At 37.8% G+C, this 18,982-nt stretch carries 15 protein-coding genes and 1 pseudogene; 3 read left to right on the top strand and 13 right to left on the bottom strand.

Annotated features, from left to right (window positions below):
- Nucleotides 1–96 precede the first annotated feature (96 nt).
- The 3 genes and pseudogenes from FC64_RS06100 to rbsK all read right to left on the bottom strand — a co-directional run bounded on the left by FC64_RS06100 (nucleotide 97) and on the right by rbsK (nucleotide 4,168).
- Nucleotides 97–2,488, bottom strand: a pseudogene (locus tag FC64_RS06100) (phosphoketolase family protein).
- Between the two features lie 26 nt (nucleotides 2,489–2,514).
- Nucleotides 2,515–3,159, bottom strand: coding sequence for a ribulose-phosphate 3-epimerase (gene rpe / locus FC64_RS06095; RefSeq protein ID WP_057907018.1), 645 nt, complete (start codon nucleotides 3,157–3,159; stop codon nucleotides 2,515–2,517).
- 103 nt (nucleotides 3,160–3,262) lie between these two features.
- On the bottom strand, nucleotides 3,263–4,168 hold the full coding sequence (gene rbsK / locus FC64_RS06090; protein ID WP_057907017.1) for a ribokinase: 906 nt from the start codon (nucleotides 4,166–4,168) through the stop codon (nucleotides 3,263–3,265).
- 231 nt (nucleotides 4,169–4,399) lie between these two features.
- On the opposite strand from rbsK, the gene FC64_RS06085 reads away from it, so the two are divergent.
- Complete coding sequence (locus tag FC64_RS06085; protein ID WP_057907016.1) at nucleotides 4,400–4,621, top strand: hypothetical protein; 222 nt, start codon at nucleotides 4,400–4,402, stop codon at nucleotides 4,619–4,621.
- Between the two features lie 98 nt (nucleotides 4,622–4,719).
- On the opposite strand, the gene FC64_RS06080 is transcribed toward FC64_RS06085, so the two are convergent.
- A complete protein-coding gene (locus FC64_RS06080) occupies nucleotides 4,720–5,142 on the bottom strand; it encodes an OsmC family protein (RefSeq protein ID WP_057907015.1) in 423 nt (140 codons plus the stop codon).
- 148 nt (nucleotides 5,143–5,290) lie between these two features.
- On the opposite strand from FC64_RS06080, the gene FC64_RS06075 reads away from it, so the two are divergent.
- Nucleotides 5,291–6,586, top strand: a complete 1,296-nt coding sequence (locus tag FC64_RS06075; protein ID WP_268888291.1) for an MATE family efflux transporter — start codon at nucleotides 5,291–5,293, stop codon at nucleotides 6,584–6,586.
- A gap of 49 nt (nucleotides 6,587–6,635) precedes the next feature.
- Here FC64_RS06075 and FC64_RS06070 read toward each other — a convergent pair whose 3' ends face one another.
- The 8 genes from FC64_RS06070 to FC64_RS06035 all read right to left on the bottom strand — a co-directional run bounded on the left by FC64_RS06070 (nucleotide 6,636) and on the right by FC64_RS06035 (nucleotide 17,539).
- Nucleotides 6,636–7,967: a M20 family metallopeptidase gene (locus FC64_RS06070; protein ID WP_057907013.1), complete on the bottom strand. Its 1,332-nt coding sequence runs from the start codon at nucleotides 7,965–7,967 to the stop codon at nucleotides 6,636–6,638.
- 15 nt (nucleotides 7,968–7,982) lie between these two features.
- Nucleotides 7,983–9,491: a YfcC family protein gene (locus FC64_RS06065; protein WP_057907012.1), complete on the bottom strand. Its 1,509-nt coding sequence runs from the start codon at nucleotides 9,489–9,491 to the stop codon at nucleotides 7,983–7,985.
- 143 nt (nucleotides 9,492–9,634) lie between these two features.
- Nucleotides 9,635–11,098 (bottom strand): amino acid permease, encoded by a 1,464-nt coding sequence (locus FC64_RS06060; protein WP_057907011.1) that lies wholly within the window; start codon nucleotides 11,096–11,098, stop codon nucleotides 9,635–9,637.
- Nucleotides 11,099–11,151: 53 nt separating this feature from the next.
- On the bottom strand, nucleotides 11,152–12,579 hold the full coding sequence (locus tag FC64_RS06055) for a basic amino acid/polyamine antiporter (protein ID WP_057907010.1): 1,428 nt from the start codon (nucleotides 12,577–12,579) through the stop codon (nucleotides 11,152–11,154).
- Nucleotides 12,580–12,635: 56 nt separating this feature from the next.
- A complete protein-coding gene (gene arcC, locus FC64_RS06050) occupies nucleotides 12,636–13,577 on the bottom strand; it encodes a carbamate kinase (RefSeq protein ID WP_057907009.1) in 942 nt (313 codons plus the stop codon).
- Nucleotides 13,578–13,625: 48 nt separating this feature from the next.
- Nucleotides 13,626–14,663, bottom strand: coding sequence for an ornithine carbamoyltransferase (gene argF, locus FC64_RS06045; protein WP_057907008.1), 1,038 nt, complete (start codon nucleotides 14,661–14,663; stop codon nucleotides 13,626–13,628).
- A gap of 27 nt (nucleotides 14,664–14,690) precedes the next feature.
- Nucleotides 14,691–15,932, bottom strand: a complete 1,242-nt coding sequence (gene arcA, locus FC64_RS06040; RefSeq protein WP_057907007.1) for an arginine deiminase — start codon at nucleotides 15,930–15,932, stop codon at nucleotides 14,691–14,693.
- Between the two features lie 272 nt (nucleotides 15,933–16,204).
- Complete coding sequence (locus tag FC64_RS06035; RefSeq protein WP_202987276.1) at nucleotides 16,205–17,539, bottom strand: D-serine ammonia-lyase; 1,335 nt, start codon at nucleotides 17,537–17,539, stop codon at nucleotides 16,205–16,207.
- 159 nt (nucleotides 17,540–17,698) lie between these two features.
- Here FC64_RS06035 and FC64_RS06030 point away from each other — a divergent pair, with 159 nt between their 5' ends.
- On the top strand, nucleotides 17,699–17,902 hold the full coding sequence (locus FC64_RS06030) for a hypothetical protein (RefSeq protein WP_057907006.1): 204 nt from the start codon (nucleotides 17,699–17,701) through the stop codon (nucleotides 17,900–17,902).
- 180 nt (nucleotides 17,903–18,082) lie between these two features.
- Here the strand turns inward: FC64_RS06030 and FC64_RS06025 are convergent, their stop codons facing one another.
- A complete protein-coding gene (locus FC64_RS06025) occupies nucleotides 18,083–18,982 on the bottom strand; it encodes a deoxyribonuclease IV (RefSeq protein ID WP_057907005.1) in 900 nt (299 codons plus the stop codon).

Here is an 18,982-nt window from a genome sequence, read left to right as displayed (position 1 = left end):
AAAAACTCCGAATTTATGTTCCGCGATTCATTCGTTTTTCTGCTTCCACCACGCTTGTTTTTAACGTTTGGTCATACCTTCTTTTTACTACCACATCTATTTTGGGTTAACATCTTTCCAACGCCATTCCGTAACTTCCAACATATCCTTGCCGTTGTCACGAATGTATTGGTTATGCTTATTGATCATGTCATCCATCTTTTGAACAAATGGTGCTGCCTTTTCCTTGTATCCTGGAACCTGCATGATCGCATCCTTGGCTAAATGGAACCGGTCAAGATGATTCAAGACCCGCATATCAAATGGCGTGGTAATGTCACCTTCTTCACGATAACCGTGAGGATGCAAATTGTGGTTATGCCGGTTAAAGAACATACTTTGCAATAAATCTTCGAAACCGTGGAATGCAAAGATCACAGGCTTATCTTTCGTGAAGAAACTATCGAATTCTTCATCTGATAATCCTCGTGAATCGATTTCTGGTGAACGCAACCGTAAAATGTCAACCACGTTGATCGTCCGAATCTTTAATTCAGGGAATGTTTCATGCAAGATACTTACAGCCGCCATCGCTTCCGTTGTCGGTTCAGTTCCGGCACTGGCAATTACCACATCTGGTTCAGCATTCTGGTCTGTTGATGCCCAGTCAACATACTTCAATCCATTCATAACTAATTCATGGGCTTCATCGGCCGTAAACCATTGGAACCGCGGATGCTTTGAAGTCACAATCAGATTGATCACATTGCGTTCAGTAAATGCTTTGTCGCCAACGGCAAGTAAAGTATTCGTATCACATGGAGTGTATTCACGAACGTACTTACCCTTCTTTTCTGCCATATGCGTTAACATTCCTGGATCCTGATGGGTGTTAACCATTATGATCTTGTTGGAATGAATTTGAAGCGTTGACGATATTCAATGATGGATAATCATGATGCCAATCAAGTTCATCGGCTTTCCGGATCCATTTGAAATGTTGAGTCAACATCGAATCAATGACCCGGGTAAAGGCTTCGTATGATGCAAACATCCCGTGCCGGCCAGTCAAAACATAGCCTTCAAGCCAGCCTTCACATTGATGTTCTGAAAGCTGGGAATCAATATTGCGGCCCGCATGCGCCATATTTTCATCGTTTGGTTCGTGAATTTCTTCCATCCATTGCCGCTTGCCATCATCTAACATTTGGAATAACTTATTCGACTTGGTTTCGTCCGGTCCAAATGCCCGGAAATTGGTTGGATTCAACTTTTCAACTTCGGCTAAATACTTGCCCCACGTAACCATATCCTCGGCTTTAAATTGACCATGGCCCTGTTTTTCAACTTCCAACGCAAAATCACGGTAATCTGGCAGATTCAAAGTCTTCGGATGAATACCACCATTTGTGATTGGATTCGTTGACATCCGGTGTTGTGCATCAGGGATATTTTGCCGCACAATTTCAGTTGGATAACCGTCCTCATCAAACAGTTCTTCGGGTTTGTATGATTCCATCCAGTTGATCAGTAAGTCTTTGTGTCCCATTTGATCTTGGCTAACTGGAATCGGAACTTGATGCGCTCGGAATGAATTTTCAATCGGATTGCCATCAAGATCCTTCTTCGGACCTGTCCAACCTTTTGGTGCTCGTAAAATGATCATTGGCCACGTTGGTAATGAATCATCATTATTTTCACGGGCATTCTTTTGGATGGCTTTGATCTTTTCGATACAATCATCCATGGCAGCGGCCATAATTTGGTGGGCTTCCATCGATTCTTTGCCATGCACATTGACAATATGTGGTCCCCAGCCCATTCCTTCAAAATATTTCGTTAAATCTTCATCGCTCATCCGCGATAAGACCGTTGGGTTTGAAATCTTGAACCCGTTGATTTGAAGAATTGGTAATACCGCACCATCATGGATTGGATTAATGAATTTATCAGAGAACCATGAAGCTGCCAATGGACCAGTTTCGGCTTCCCCATCACCAATTTCAACGGCCGCAATGACATCTGGGTTATCCAGAATTGCCCCGGTCCCGTGTGAAAGTGAGTACCCTAATTCGCCACCTTCATGAATTGATCCGGGAGTTTCCGGAGCGGCATGCGAAGCCACCCCGCCTGGAAATGAAAATTGCTTGAACAGTCGCTGCATTCCTTGTTCATCCTGCGTAATTCGTGGATAAATCTCCGAGTAGCTGCCATCCAAATATGAATTTGAAACCATTACTTGGCCGCCGTGACCGGAGCCTTCAATATAGAACATATTTAAATCATACTTTTGAATTGCCCGATTCAAGTGCGCGTAAATAAAGTTTTGTGGCGCAATCGTTCCCCAGTGACCAATTGGTTTCGGCTTAACATCCGTCGCCTTTAATTCCCGCCGTAACAATGGATTATCCATTAAGAATAATTGGCCGACTGAAAGATAAGTAGCGGCTCTCCAATAAGCATCAACACTTTTTAAATATTCGGTTGTATCATATTTTGTATTCGTCATGTTGTTTTCCCCTTCAATTAAGATTTTTAAACTGCTTTTAATTTTTGAATTTGAATTGCAGGTGTTTCGTGATTATAAACAAATGATCCTGCAACGGCAATCGTTGCACCTGCTTGTTTGCATTGCGCGATTGTTTGATCATTAATTCCGCCATCGACTTCAATTTCATAGGCGAACCCTTGTTGAGCTTTAATTTCTGCAAGTTGTTTGATTTTATGTATCATTGACGGTAAGAAATGCTGTCCACCAAATCCTGGATCAACGGTCATCACTAAAACCTGTTCAACATCTGAAAGTAAATCAGTGATCATCGCAACCGATGTTCCCGGACAAATTACCAGTTCAGCCTTTTTCCCTGCCTCATGAATCATTCTTAATGCGCGATGAATGTGCGGGGTGGCTTCGTAGTGAACCCCGATAATATCCGCGCCAGCAGCAGCAAATTCATCGATCCAACTTTCAGGATGTTCAACCATTAAGTGAACATCAAAAGTCAAATATGATTGACCGCGTAACTGCCGAACAACATTTGTTCCAAACGAAAGATTGGGCACAAAATTACCATCCATCACATCAATATGCAGATAGTCCGCGCCAGCCTGCTCAACACGCTTCACATCTCTTCCTAAGTTGGCAATATCTGCACTTAAAATTGAAGGTGCAATTTTCATTTTATTTCACCCCTGTCAAATTACTTTAGACAATTATCCACGATACATCTGAATTAATTACTTTTATCTTTTTCACGATCTATTCTCTCTACATGTCCTTGGCTTATATTTCCCTTAAATATGGAATTGAAGGCTGCGCACCGAAGCGTTGAACTGTAATTGATGATGCTTTATTACTGAATTTGATTGCATCTTCTAAATTACTGAAATCTTTATTCAAAACACTGCTTAATGCACCAATAAAGGTGTCGCCAGCCGCCGTTGTGTCAACCGCATTGACTTTTAACGCTGGAATAATCGCTATCTTTTCGGCATAACTATAAAAAGTTCCTTGACTTCCAAGCGTGATCACAACGGCTTTAATTCCTAAAGCATGGAACTTTTCCGCTGCCTTGATCATTGAATCTTGGTCAGTAATTTTTATTCCGGTGATCACTTCGGCTTCCGTTTCATTTGGAACAATCATATTGGTTACTTTAAATAACTCTTCTGGAATTTGATCAATTGCCGGTGCAGGATTCAAAATCGTCACAACGCCATTTTGATGGGCGATTTTAAATGCTTCTGTTGTACAATCGATTGGAGTTTCGAATTGGGCAACTAAAAAGTCGCTATGGGTGATCAAGTCGCGGTTCTGATCAACGTGTTCAGGTTGAAATGCCATATTGGCTCCGCCATGAACGTAAATCAAGTTTTCACTCTCATCGTCAACGATCACGAATGCTTGACCTGTTTTATGATTGGGTAATGTTGCGATCCCCTGGCAGTTGATTCCATCTTCATGTAAAAGCTCCAGCATTGTTCGACTTACTTCCCGGTCTTCTCCTACAGCACCAATGAAGGAAGTGTTAGCCCCCAAACGTTTCGCAGCAATCGCCTGGTTGGCACCTTTTCCGCCACCGGCCGTGAAAATTTCTTTCGTATGCAAGGTTTCCCCTGGCTTTGCCATCCTTGCAACCCGAATTGTCCAGTCAAGATTGATGCTTCCAATAACGGTTACTTGATTCATAAAAGATCACTCCAATTTAATTAACTCAGAGTGAAGCGCTTTACTCTGTAGTTATAATATACTTGATTCCGTAGTCGGTTTCAATAACCAATTAAAATTTTGGTAAGTACCAATTATAAAAATTGCATATCTTTTTTAAGTAACTTTTAACTGGTAAAACACGCTGAAAATGCTATTATAAAAGTGAAAAGACAGTTAAAGACCATATGATGCATAGAAAGGAGATTCACTATGAAATTTAATGAACTTACACCTCAAGAACAAAGTCTTTTTTTGGAAATTGCCAAAAATAAAATTGAAGATGAAATTTTTATGGCTGATGGAAAAAATTACTTTTCATTAGTAACAAAAGGATTAGTTAGAGAGATTCCCAATGCAAATTTCCTTGCAGCATCCGTTATTTTAACTAAAGAAGGCAAGAAACTTCGCAATCAGGTTTTGAAACGTAATTAGTTACTAAAATAATTAAAGACTGTGATTAATATCACAGTCTTTTTAATATTCTAAATTTTAAAATGAAACATAAAATTTGGTTTTCGAACACTGTTTTTCTAATAGCTCCATGTTATTTTAGTTTGATTCTCAATCAATGCATGAACTGGGCATGTTGTCACACACTCTTGAAAAAAATGCTCTTCCCTAATTCGAGGCAAATCGGATTTCATTTCGAATTTAATTTGAATACTTGTTATTTGCTTTTTAACTCGTTGATTATCAATTTTACGGGATTCAATATTTCCTATAATCGTAATCGTTAATGTGCTAATCTTAATTCCTTTTCTTTTGGCTAACGAACGTGCCGTTATATTCAAACATGAACCTAGAGCACCTAAAAGATAATCAATTGGACGCGGGTACTTGTTGCTTCCGCCAAGTTTTTCTGGCTCATCACACTTAAATACAAATTCACCTGTATCATTTGTAACCTCATAACCATCATCGTTTTTCGTCGAAACAACTTTCATTGAACGCATGCTAATCCCTCCTTCATTTTTATTTTAGCGCTTTAGATTTAATTATCTTTCATTAACCTCTATGATAAACTGAAACTAAGAATTATTCAGAAAGGATCAGTCTAATGCACAATACTTCAAACGCATCGCTTAATCAACAGTTGTCGCAATATGTCTTCCGCAGCATTTTAAGTACTGTTGTTACGTTTTAGCCGACAGCTATTTTGTAGCGCAAAAAATGGGTGTTTTAGGTATTGCTGTAATGAATCTTTCAATGCCGCTTTTTAACGTAATGGATGGGCTGGGTTTTCTTCTCGGAATGGGCGGCGGAACATTATTTACGATCTATCAAATTCGGGACCGCAAACGTTCAGCGAAAACATATACACAAACGGTGATCGTCGGACTGATCATTGGACTTGTTTTTACATTGCTTGGAATCTTATGCGCTCCGCAAATCTCCCATTTACTCGGAGCTGACCCTACCACTTTTAAAATGACCTTCCAATACGTTCAAATTGTCTTATTGTTTGGTCCCGGATTTATTTTTAACAACCTTTTACTTGGATTTATTCGCAACGATCATGGAACCAAAACCGCAATGTTCGCCATGACGATTTCAAGTCTTGCTAATATCTTTCTTGACTGGCTTTTCATTTTACGTCTCAATATGGGGATGATTGGTGCTGGACTAGCAACCAGCTTTTCTCCCATTATCAGTATCTTAATTATCATGACTCACTTTCAAAAAAAAGAAAATCATTTAAAGCTCGTAAATCACCCGTTTATTTTGAGTGATCTTCGGCAAACCTTTTCGATTGGATTACCATCATTTTTAACCGAAATGAGTACCGGATTTGGAATTTTTATTTACAACTGGGTATTCCTCAAAGTCAGCGGCAATAATGCCGTTGCGGCTTACGGCATTGCAGCCAACGTCCTTTTGGTTGCATTAGCTTTATTTACGGGAGTTGCCCAAGGAGTCCAACCGATTGTCAGCCAAGAATACGCCCATCGGAATTTTAAAACGATTAAACATGGACTGCATTTTGGATTGATAATTGCCGAATTACTTGGAATTATATGCTTAGTTTTTGTATGTTTCAATAGCCGACTGATTATTGAATTTTTCAATGCTGCATCAAATTTCAAGGTCATCGCTTTGGCAAATTCAGGAATGAAAATGTTACTAATTAGTTTGCTGTTTTCAAGTTTAAACGTTATCTTTAATATTTTCTTTTCAGCCATCAACAATTCATACATCTCAATCGCAATGGTTATTCTTCGAGGATATATTCTTCCCTTGATCCTCGTTCCTCTTTCAGCCAAAATATATGGAATTAACGGCGTATGGCTTAGCTTGACAGTAATCGAGGGAATTACCTCGATCGTTGAATTAATTACATGGAGGGCTCACTCAAAGAAAATGATTTCTCATCTTAATAAAAAAACGGACATGCAGTAATTGAAATTTCTCTAACAGCATGCCCATTGCTATTGCATTTTTATAATTTTTAGTCAACACATAAACGCTTAACAGCTTCTGCGTAAATATCCATTGCTTTGTTAAAATCAGCAACCGACCATTGTTCATTGGTTTGATGCATATAATCTGGAGTTGTTGGTAACATTGCTCCAAAAGCAACACAATTATTCATTGTTCGCGCAAAAGTTGCTCCCCCTGAAATTTGCGGTTGAGCATCCTTATCGCCAGTTTTATCACGATAAACATCCATTAATGTCTGGACCAACGTCGAATTTGCGGGAACATGAAGCGGAGCAAGGTAATCGTAATGCTTATATTGTAAATCATACTTCTCAACTACTTCGCTCAATTTTTCAATCAATTCATCATGATCAATCGTTGATGGAATTCGCATATCAAGTTGCATCCGCGTTTCATTCCCATTGATTTCCAAACTTGAAATGTTAAACGTCAAGTCTCCCGTTTCATCAGAAACTTTACCAAGAATATTTGCTCCCGTTGCGTCTTCTTTCAGTTCGCCAATAAAGTTAAGCGGTGTGAAATCAAATACCTTATTTAATGCCATTCCCAACCGAATAACTGCATTGATTCCTTGAGGTGCAAGCATTGCATGAACCGTCTTTCCTAAAACGAAAATTCCATCATCTTTTTCTTTATACTCAAATCCCAAATTATCTAATTCATCTTTAACTTTATCTAATTTTGAACTATTATAAAATGCTTGTGCCGGAACCGCATTAAATGCACCTTTATCTTCAACTTTTAATTGATCAGTTCCTGGCCCAATTAAATATGCTTGTTGCAATCCTTTTTCTGCATATGTAACTGGGAATTCAGCATCTGGTGAAAAGCCTAAGTCGATTTGAGATTCCTTTTCATTGTATTTTTCAATTCCGCGCCATAAGATTTCTTCATCGGTTCCAAAAATGAAACGAATTTTTTTATTGAATTTGTAACCATCTTCCATTAATGCCTTAACAGCAAACAAAGCAGCAATTGTTGGTCCTTTATCATCCTGAGCACCACGTCCATAAATCGTATCATTTTCAATTATTCCTCTATATGGTTCATGATTCCATTCATCAAAGTTTTCGGCAGGAACTGTATCTAAATGTCCAATAATTCCAAACGTTTCTGAACCTTCACCAATTTCGGCATAGCCATAGTACCCCTCGGAATCTTCATATGTAGTAAATCCTAAATCTTTGCAAATTTCCATCATTTTATCCAAAGCTAACCGAATATTCTTTCCAAAAGGAGCATTCTTTTCAGCTTCTTGATTAAAAGATGGTTGTGAAATGATTGTTTTCAAAGCGTCTAAAGCTTGTTTGCGAATATCGTCACTAATTAAATTTTTCATTTTAAATCCTCCCCGCTATATTGCTGCTAAAACTCCAAGGTAGATACATGTAACAAAAAACAAAATTACCATCAGTTTGGCGATCCATTTCCACCATTTACTAATATTTACCCGTGCAATTGCTAAAGCACCCATAATAACTGCTGAAGTTGGGGTAATTAAGTTTACCCAACCGGATGCTGCTTGAAATGCAGTAACAACCACATCGCCTGCAACGTGAGCAAATTCTCCGAGCGGTCCAATAATTCCCATCGTTGCAGATGCTAAGCCTGATGTTGAAGGAATCAAGAATGACATTGGAATATAGAAAATATAGGCAATGATACTAAATGCACTGCTTGATAAATGTTGAAGACTTAATTCTCCCCAATGAAGAATCGTTCCTGTAATCATTCCGTTATTCATAATAACTTGAATTCCCCGTGCAACCGCAACAACCATGGCAACACTGATAAAATCTGCCATCCCGCTTAAGAATGTGTTTACGAAATCTTCTTCACTCATGTTATATAAGAATTTAACTAATACCGCCATGAAAAGGAAAAGCATTGTAATTTCAGAGAAGTACCATGATCCAAATGGAGTTACATCCTTGCCGACTAGCGTTCCAATCACAGGTAAATTTGTTAACCATTTAGTAAATGAATTAAAGAATATAAAATGACTATTAATACTATCCCATGGAATCAATCCAAAAATCATGATTACAAATGTCAAAATGAAAACGGTAATAACTTTCTTTTGTCGCTTGCTCATTTTAACTTCATCATCAGTCATATCAACAATATTGAAATGTTCATAATCCGATTCACGCTGATCATAGATAACCGATTCTTTCGGATCTTTTTCAATTTTTGATGCATAACGATATACATAAACAATACTAATTGTTAATGTAATTACTAATAAAACAACCCGTGATATTAATCCATCACCAGGAGATATTCCTAAACTTTGTGAGGCAACTCCTGTAGCAAATGGGTTAACAGTTGATGCTAAGCACCCAACTTGTGATCCAATAATAATAACTCCTAAAGCGACCATTGAATCAAAGCCACAACTAATCATTACTGGAATCAAAAGCGGATAAAATGCAATTGTCTCTTCGGACATTCCAAAAGTTGTTCCACCCAAGGCAAATAAAATCATCAAAATTGGAATCAATGCTTTTTCTTTACCTTTATATTTGCTAACAATCGAACCAATTCCTTGATCAAGGGCTTTTGTTTTATTTACAACTGCTAAAAAGCCCCCAATAACAAGGATAAACAGCGAAATTGAAATTGCTCCCTCTGTTGATTTATCACCAATCATCCCAATAATTGGCGCCATAAAGATATCCCAAAGTCCTTGCGGATGTTGTGCTACACGATGGTATGAACCAGCAACAATGTTACCGTCTTTTGTCCGATATGCCCCTGCTGGAATAAACCATGATAAAATTGCCATGATTATAATAATCAAAAATAGAATCGTAAACGCAGAAGGCATCTTAAACTTATGCTTTCCTTTTGATTTATCCATAAAATCCTCCTTGCTTGCTATAAGATAATCTTATCTTATCATAAAGCGCTATCAAAAATCTATTATCAATATGCAAGTGAATTTTGCAAATTAATATTTATAGACAATAAAGAGGCTGTAAACTTACAGTCTCTTTATTAATCTTAATCAAATGTAATTGCCCCAGTAATCAACGAATAAATTCCAACAATTGCCATTACCATAATAACAATCCATGCAACTAACTCAGTTTTTCCCCATTTTTCAGAACGTTCTTTCTTACCTTTATAGTAAAATGGAAATCCAGTCATCCAAACAATTGCCGCCAATAATAAATACTTCAATCCGGCTCCATATACCATAAAGGCAGTGAAACAAACTGCAATTACAGCCCAAATTCCAGATGTAATTCTTTGCTTTAAAGGTTGATTTCCAAATCCAATACCGGTTATAACGCTTTTTAATGCATACAGCGAAACCATTAAGTATGGAACAATTGAAAGTGACGTCGAAAATTTCAATAATACCTCATAACCTGCAGAATATGCTCCCGCTACGATCATTAAAACTTGAGTAATTCCTGCAGTCACAAATAATGAATTAATTGGTGCTTCATTCTTATTTAATCCATTTAGCCATTTTGAACTTGAACCACCACGGCCAGCCAAACGAACCTCTTCTGCACTCAAATTCACCCATGCAATTAATGCACCTAATACGGATATAATTAAGCATATATTAATCAACCATGATCCCCACGGTCCAACCATATGCTCCATCAGCCCTGCCATTGAAGGTGCATGTAATCCTGAAATTGTCTTAGGGGACAACAATCCTAATGATAAAATACTTGTCCCAACCAATAACGTAATAACGATTAATGCTCCAATTGTTGTCGCTTTTGCCACATCCGACAACTTCTTTGCTCGCGTTGCAAAAATTGTTCCAGATTCAATTCCAATTAGGGTCCACATTGCAGCCAATAAAACATTTTTACTTTGATTAAAAATTGATATATGGCTCCAATGATGAATAGTTACGTTAAAAACATTTTGACTTGCAAAATGAGCCATGAAAATATGCGGATTAAAATTAAAAATTGCTAAAACTAAAAATGCTGTGATCGGAATAATTTTTGCAATTGTTGTTAAATTATTTAGCCATGTCTCAGTATGCACACCTTTAAGCACTAAGAATACGATTACCCACAATAAAATTGAAGCTATAATTACTGCAGGCCATGTAGTCCCATTACCAAAATACTTGAAAATTGCAAAACTTCCAAACGCTGAAAATAAGACTGTTAAATAGCTTGCATTCCCAATTGCATCTCCAGCTCCATGACCATAAGCAGCAATAAAACCACCTACATTGCCAAACATTCTCTTACTCCAACCATAAATTCCATCATCGATTTCCGGTTGTTGGAGTGTCAAATTACGATAAACCGAAGCAAGGGCCAGCATGCCCAATGCTACAATTGCCCAGCCTAAAAGAATACCTGCTGGATTAGCGCCTTCAGTCATTGTTGCTGGCAAAGCAAATATTCCTGATCCAATTGTTCCTCCAACAACTAACGCCGTTAAACCACCAAGTCCAACTTTATTTTTTATTTCTCCTTTTTTCATAAGACCATCTCCTTAGTATAAAAGAAGAAACCCTTCGTACAAGCTATTTTAAGTTATCCATTGATTGAAATTTTCCCCGTAAACAAGAAAATAATTGCAAGAATTGCTAAAATGCAAACAACTGCCATGACAATTTTTTCACGTGGAGTAATCCGATGATGGTCTTCTTTGGAAGCCATGTAATACAAAACGAAGCCTGGTAAGAATGAAATTGTCAGAAGTAATAAATCTTGCCATCCAGACAATACAGCCGCCATAATTTCGAATCCTGCGCAGATCAACCCCACAAAGAATTGCCACCATTCTTTGTGTTGAAATGAGTATTTAATTTGATAAATTCCAACTAACATGTATGAAACTAAAATTGCTGCTGCAGCAAGTGTTGAAGCAAAATTATATGCAGAAGTTGTAAATAACATTGAGAATAAGAACAATGTTTGTAAAACAGCCGTAATAATCAATGAGAATTGCGGTGCTTTCTTCTTGTTTAATTTACCCCATGAAGCAGGCAAAGTTTTATCTTTTGCCATTAACCGAGTTGTTTCTGCTGGAAGCATTGTCCATGATAACCATGATCCAATGGTTGAAATAATAACTCCTAAGTTAATAATAATTGCTGCCCATTTTCCAACAGCGATTTCCAAGATGCTTCCCATTGCGGGTTGAGCGGCTTTCGCGATTGCAGCCTGACTCATTACTCCGTATGGAAGAATTGTTGAAAAAACGTAAATTACAACTAATGAAATAAATCCAATAATCGTTGCTTGACTTGCAGCCTTTTGTGATTTCGCCCGACTTGAAAGAACTGATGCGCCTTCAATTCCGATGAAGACCCACATGATCGACATCATACTGTTTTTGATTTGACCATATACAGAACCATTAACTCCTGTTGCTTTCACATTTGAAGCAAAATTAGTCCAAAAGTGAGCGGTAAAGACTCCCAGTTTAAAACTCATTGCAACTAGTACGATAAATACAAATAATGGAATAACCTTACAGATCGTTACAATCGTATTTACAAAGTTAGCACTTTCAACCCCATTATTAACAAAGAAAGTCAAAATCCATAAAAAGACGATTGCGGCAATGATCGAAGCAATATTTTGACCGCCCTTAAAAATTCCAATAAAGTTTCCGATAGCTGACATTAAGAAAGTTGCAAATGCCAAATTTCCAATCCAAGCAGAAATCCAGTACGTCCAGCCACTCATGAATTCTCCTAACGGACCGCATGCAGCCTTTGCATAACCGAATAACCCAGAATCAATATCCGGTCGTTTTTTAGCAAGGTTATTTAATGATAATACCAGTGCTAAAACACCAATTCCACAAACTAGCCAAGCTAGTAATGCTGGTCCAGGGGCTGCAACTTGTGCCAATTGTGATGGTAATCCAAAGATTCCTGTCCCAATTGCTGAACTAACAATCAAAGCTGCAAGTCCAAATGCATTAATCCCGTTCTTTTTTTCATTATCCATAATATCCTCATCTCCTAAAAATAAATCGCCAGCTAATCAGCTGACGATTTTATTTATTATTTGGTAATAACTGTTCCAGTTCCGCCAGCAATCAATTTATCTACATTTTTCAGCGAAGTAATTACTGCCTTTTTACCTGTATTTTCTACAAAATCAATCACTGCGCGAACTTTTGGAAGCATACTTCCTGCTGCAAACTGTCCTTCATCAATGTATTGTTTTAACTCATCAATAGTAACATTGGTTAATGCCTTCTGACTAGGTTGATTATAATTTACAAATACATTATCAACCGCGGTTAAAATAATTAACTCATCGGCATTTATATTTTCAGCAAGTTTTGCTGCACTAAAATCTTTATCAATTACAGCTTCAACTCCCTGCAGATCACCATTTTCTTTACAAATTACAGGAACTCCGCCGCCACCGGCAGCAATTGGAACGGTGCCATTTACCAAAAGGCTTTCAATTACTGGCGCTTCAATAATTTTCTGAGGTTTTGGTGACGGAACAACTCGACGATATCCACGCCCTGCATCTTCTTTAAAAATACACCCAGAATGCATTGTATGCTGAACCGTTGCCTCATGTTTTGAATAAAAAGGACCAATTGGTTTGCTGGGGTTTTTAAAGGCTGGATCGTCTTCTTTAACTTCAATTTGGGTAACAATTGTTGCTACATTCTTTTTCAGCTTCTTTTCCTTTAAAACCTCGTCCAAGCTTTTTTGCATCCAATAACCAATGCTCCCTTGAGTCATTGCGACCGATGTATCTAACGGCATTGCTGGATTATCAACCGAACTTCCATTAATTTGCTGTAATAACAAATTTCCAACCTGAGGACCATTCCCATGTGTTATTACTAACTCATCACCGTCCTCAATAAATTGAACAAGTTTCTTCATTGTTTCTTTGATTGAACGGATTTGTGAGTCAGCTGTCCCTGTCTTGGTAACGATCGCATTTCCCCCCAAAGCAACTACAATTCTTTTGCCCATTGTAATCGACCCCTTACTAATAAAATATCCTCACATTAAATTTTAGAATTAATCATCAATCTTAACTGATGGAATGTATAAATTACCCAATGTAGCCGCCATGATTGCTTTAATTGAGTGCATCCGATTTTCGGCTTCAGTAAATTGCCATGCATATTTCGAACGGAAGACATCATCTGTAACTTCCATGCAAGTCAAACCATACTTTTCATTAATTTCCTTACCGTATTCAGTGTTTGTATCATGGAATGCTGGCAAGCAGTGCAAGAAGATAATTTGGTCATCTGGGGTGCCGCTCTTCTTGAACATTTCCATGTTGACTTGGTAAGGTTTCAAGAGTTTAACCCGTTCTTCCCAGTTGCTTTCACCCATTGATACCCAAACATCTGTGTAAATTACATTTGTGTTCTTTACGCCTTCTTCGATATCATCAGTAACCACTGGTTTAGCTCCTGATTCCTTCGCAAATTTTTCGGCCATCTCAACAATTTCCTTTGCAGGATGCAATTCTTTTGGTGCTAAGATGCGAACGTTTACGCCAAGCATTGAACCGGTAACCAATAAACTATTAGCCATATTGTTCCGGCCATCCCCAACAAATGTTAATGTTAAGCCTTTCAAATGACCGAATTTTTCCTTAATTGTCATGAAGTCCGCGATCATTTGAGTTGGGTGCCATTCATCAGTTAACCCATTCCATACAGGAACCCCTGAATATTTAGCTAATTCTTCAACGTCTTTTTGAGCAAATCCCCGATATTCAATTCCATCAAACATGCTTCCAAGAACTTTTCCTGTATCTTCAATTGATTCTTTCTTTCCGAGTTGTAAATCATCCTTGCCCATAAATTCTGCATTGGCGCCTAAATCATGTGAAGCAACTACAAATGATGAACGTGTTCGGGTTGATGTCTTTTCAAACAATAATGCGATGTTCTTACCCTCAAGGTAACGGTGAGGAATATGATTTTTCTTTAATTCTTTCAAATGTAAAGCAAAATCAATTAAATAATTGATTTCATCTGGAGTGAAATCTTTACATGCCAAGAAACTCCGACCTTGAAAAACATTTTTAAAATTACTCATAATTAAATTCCCCTTTATCTTATAATTTTATTTTTTTAAATCTTGACGAACGATTGGCATTGACATGCACCGTGGACCACCACGACCGCGAGCTAACTCGCTTGAACGAACTTCGTGTACTAAAATACCGTGTTTCCGTAGTAAGTCATTAGATACATAGTTTCGATCGTAAGTAACAACTTCGCCAGGAGCAATTGCTAATGTGTTTGAGCCATCATTCCATTGTTCCCGTGCAGCAACGATTGGATCACCATTCCCAGTTGGAATCAAGTCCAAATCGTCCAACCCTAAGGCTTCTTTTAAGACTTCTTTTAAGTCATCGTTGTACTTAATCTCAAGCTCACCATCTTCCTTACCTGGATGCAAAGTATAAGTATCAACTTTACCACCCTTTGTAAGGATTGCTGGGTGAACCGTGAACTTATCGTAATCGATCATCGTTAGCACTGTATCCAAGTGCATCATTGCATGATTATGCGGAATCTTAATCGCAATTACGGTATCAAAGTTTGATTTATGATCTTCAAATAAATGCTTTGCAATATCCTCGATGGCATTTGCCGTTGTTCGTTGTGAAACTCCAATTGCAAATACATGATCACTTAAGACCAATTCGTCTCCACCTTCAATATGACTTGTATGATTTCTACTCCGCCATACATGAAGACCTTTATTGGCAAACCGTGGATGATACTTGATAATGTATTCCATAAACATTGACTCACGTTGACGTGCTTTAAACGTCATTCGGTTGATTGACAATCCATCTCCAATTGATGCAGCTGGATCGCGTGTAAAGTATAGGTTCGGCATTGGATCCATGTAAAACGGATAATCAGCATCTTCAGCTAATTCCTGAAGGCTTTGATATGTCAAATTAACTTCATTTTTCCGAACCCCTGCCATAATCTTATTAATCATGTCTTGATTATCGAATGACAATAAATATTCCTTTAAAGCATCATGGATCGGACCGCTGAGATATCCTGATTCACTGATCATTTGTTCAAGAAATTGATCTTTTACTTTAGGATCAGCAACTGCTTCGGCAGCCAACTTTTCAAGATACAAAACTTCAATGCCATTTTGACGTAAGGTATCGGCAAAGAAATCATGTTCTTCTTGAGCAATTGGCAAGTATGGAATATCGTCAAAAAGCAGCCTTTCCATTGTGTCAGGCGTAATGTTTTCCACTTCGTGTCCCGGTCGTTTTAAAATAACCGACTCAAGCTTCCCAATTTCCGAAGTGATATGAATTGGACTTCCCATAAAATCATCTCCATTTTTTAATTATTTCCCTTACAAATCTATTTATAACATGTTATGTAACCGGATACAACGATTTAATCAATAAAATTTATTTTTATGAGAAAAGATTTTTTGCATATTTATATAGCTCGAATGTAAACGTTAACATAACGGCGATTCTTAACTTTTACATCAATTAATTTAAAATTAGATTCTTTATAATCATTTCAAGCAACCACAAAAAAATCGAAAGTTGCTCAAAAACAACTTTCGATCTGCCTAAAAATTTAATTTTAATCGTCTAAATGAGTCTTAAGATTTTGTTGATTAATTTCATCCGGAACCATTGAACCACCAGTTGCCCATGTAAGATGAATAATATTATCTTGAATCTTATCTAAACCATTATCCTTCATGAATTGCTTTGCATACTTGTTTTCAAATAGTTTAATTGGGCCTTCAAACGTTGCGCATGATGATGGTTCAATCATCATGTCTTCTGAAGAATGAAGTTCACGTAAATAATCAAACAAAGCTCCATCACGAACCGTGAATTCACCATCAAGCATTGGTTTCATATAATCGCCAGAGAACGTTGATGGGCTTGGACATGCCAATCCATCAGCTTCAGTCTTACCGTCAAGGCCAATGTCCATTACTGAAACATCATTGTTTAAACCAGTTACCATCCCCAATGGAATACTTGGACAGTGGGTTGGTTGAATAAGGAATACCCGCGCAGCTTCACCAAAGACGGCTTTCATTCCGAATAACGTACCACCTGATGAACCACCAACACCTGCTGGACTGTATACGAATACCGGATGGTCCTTATCGACCTTGATTCCTTGTTTTTCAAATTGCTTCTTTACTCGTAATGCTGATGTTGCATAACCTAAAAATAAAATCCGTGACTTAACATCGTCAACGAAGTAACTCTTTGGATCAGCGTCGGATTCGGCCCGGCCTTTCTTCAAGGCAATATTAAAGTCCGTATCATATTCAATAACCTTTGCACCTTTTTCACGCAATAAGTCTTTCTTCCATTGTTTGGCATCGTAACTCATATGAACAATAGCATTGAATCCGAGTGCAGCCGCCGTTACCCCAATTGAAATTCCAAGGTTTCCGGTTGAACCAACTTGAACCTTATATTGGCTGAAAAGTTTCTTGGCTTCCGGAGTAACTAATTTAGTATAATCATCTTCCTTTGATTTCAATAAACCTTCTTGCAAGGCAATATCTTCGGCATGCTTCAAAACTTCATAAATGCCACCCCGAGCTTTAATTGAACCAACAACCGGTAAATCAGAATCCATTTTCATGTATAAATGACCATGAAACTCATGATTCTTTTCAATTTCAGCTTGCATTTTGTCTAACTTCTCAAGTTCTGATTCAATAATTCCGTCTGTCGCTGCAGTTTCCGGGAAAAGTTTAGCGATCATCGGAGCGTAACGTTCTAAATCTGCTTCGGCTGCTTCAATGTCGGCTAAGCCAAGTTCTTCATGATTCCAAATTTCATTTTCCGCAACTTTATACGGATTTACCCAAAAAGTTGGTTTTTGATTTTTAATATCTTCCAATGCAGGTTGTTCAGCAATATACTTGTCAATATTGATTTCCATTTTTGGACCTCCAATTACCTCGGTTTAAATTTGCATTTATACTACGGTTATCATACCATATTCTCTCTAGTGAACCCAGTAAATTTCTGGATTTTCATCCTGAATTTCAGCTAAATGTGGTACGATGAAGATATTACGATTTAACAAGGAGTTCAAAAAATGCATCATATCTTAGCAACAATTTTGGCATTCCTGATTTTAGTTGAAATTCTCTATTTTCTTTACTTCTGGATGGGAAAATTTTTTAATTTTGGGAAAACATACTTTTACATTACTTTTTACCGGAAATTTTATCCAAAGAAAATTCTAATTTGGTCCGTTATCCTTGACCTGATTCTTTTCTGCAGTGTTTTGTTCATTTAAAAAAATCGCGATTGTAAAACAATTACAGTCGCGATTGCTATATTTGCATAATCGAATTTCAAAACAAACGAGCTACGACACAAAGCTAGTAAAGTCCGAAAAATCCGCATCTATGCATCGCAATTCATTTACTTTTCTGCTTCCACCACGCTTATTTTTATTGGGTGGTCACACCTTGACTTATTTTCCCTTATTCTCCAAAACCTTATCCTGCATTTCAGGGTCAAACTGATTATCCTTAAGCATCCGAATTTCATATCCATACGGAGCATACTTATGATTTTTATCTGGCCCAATGAATGGAGTTTCAAGAATCTTTGGGATTTCCTTTAAATCTTCAAAATGGGCGATTTTACTCAGTGCGTCAAAACCAATCTCACCAAATCCAATGTTGGCATGCCGGTCCTTATGACTGCCTTGCGGGTTCTTTGAATCATTCAAATGAATCACCTTCAACCGCTCAAGACCAATCACATGATCAAATTCGTTCAAAACGCCTTCAAAATCATCCTTAATTGCATAACCCGCATCGCTTGCGTGACAGGTATCCAAAGTAACGGTTAACTTTTCATTAAGTTGAACTTGATCAATCATTGATGCAATTTCTTCAAATGACCGGCCAACTTCCGTTCCTTTTCCGGCCATCGTTTCAATCGCAATTTGAACATGTTGATCAGGGGTCAAGACTTCATTTAATCCTTTAGCAATATTCGCAATTGCGGCTTCCGCTCCAGCCCCGACGTGAGCGCCAGGATGCAACGTCATTTGATCTGCTCCGAGAGCATCAGCTCGTTCAATTTCTTTCCGCAAAAAATCAACGGCAAATGCAAATTTATCAGGCTTCTTAGTATTTCCCAAATTAATAATATATGGGGCATGAACAACAATATGTGACATGCCATGTTCTTTAATATATGCTTGCCCCGCATGAATATTCATTTCAGCAATCGGTTTACGCCGTGTATTTTGAGGTGCGCCTGTATAAATCATAAACGTGTTTTCGCCATAGCTGAAAGCCTCTTCAGCTGACCCTAACAACATCTTTTTCCCACTCATACTTACATGTGATCCAATCAGCAA

This window comes from Ligilactobacillus araffinosus DSM 20653, assembly GCF_001435375.1.
GTDB classification, from domain to species: Bacteria; Bacillota; Bacilli; order Lactobacillales; family Lactobacillaceae; genus Ligilactobacillus; species Ligilactobacillus araffinosus.
This window is presented reverse-complemented; position numbering and strand designations above follow the sequence as displayed.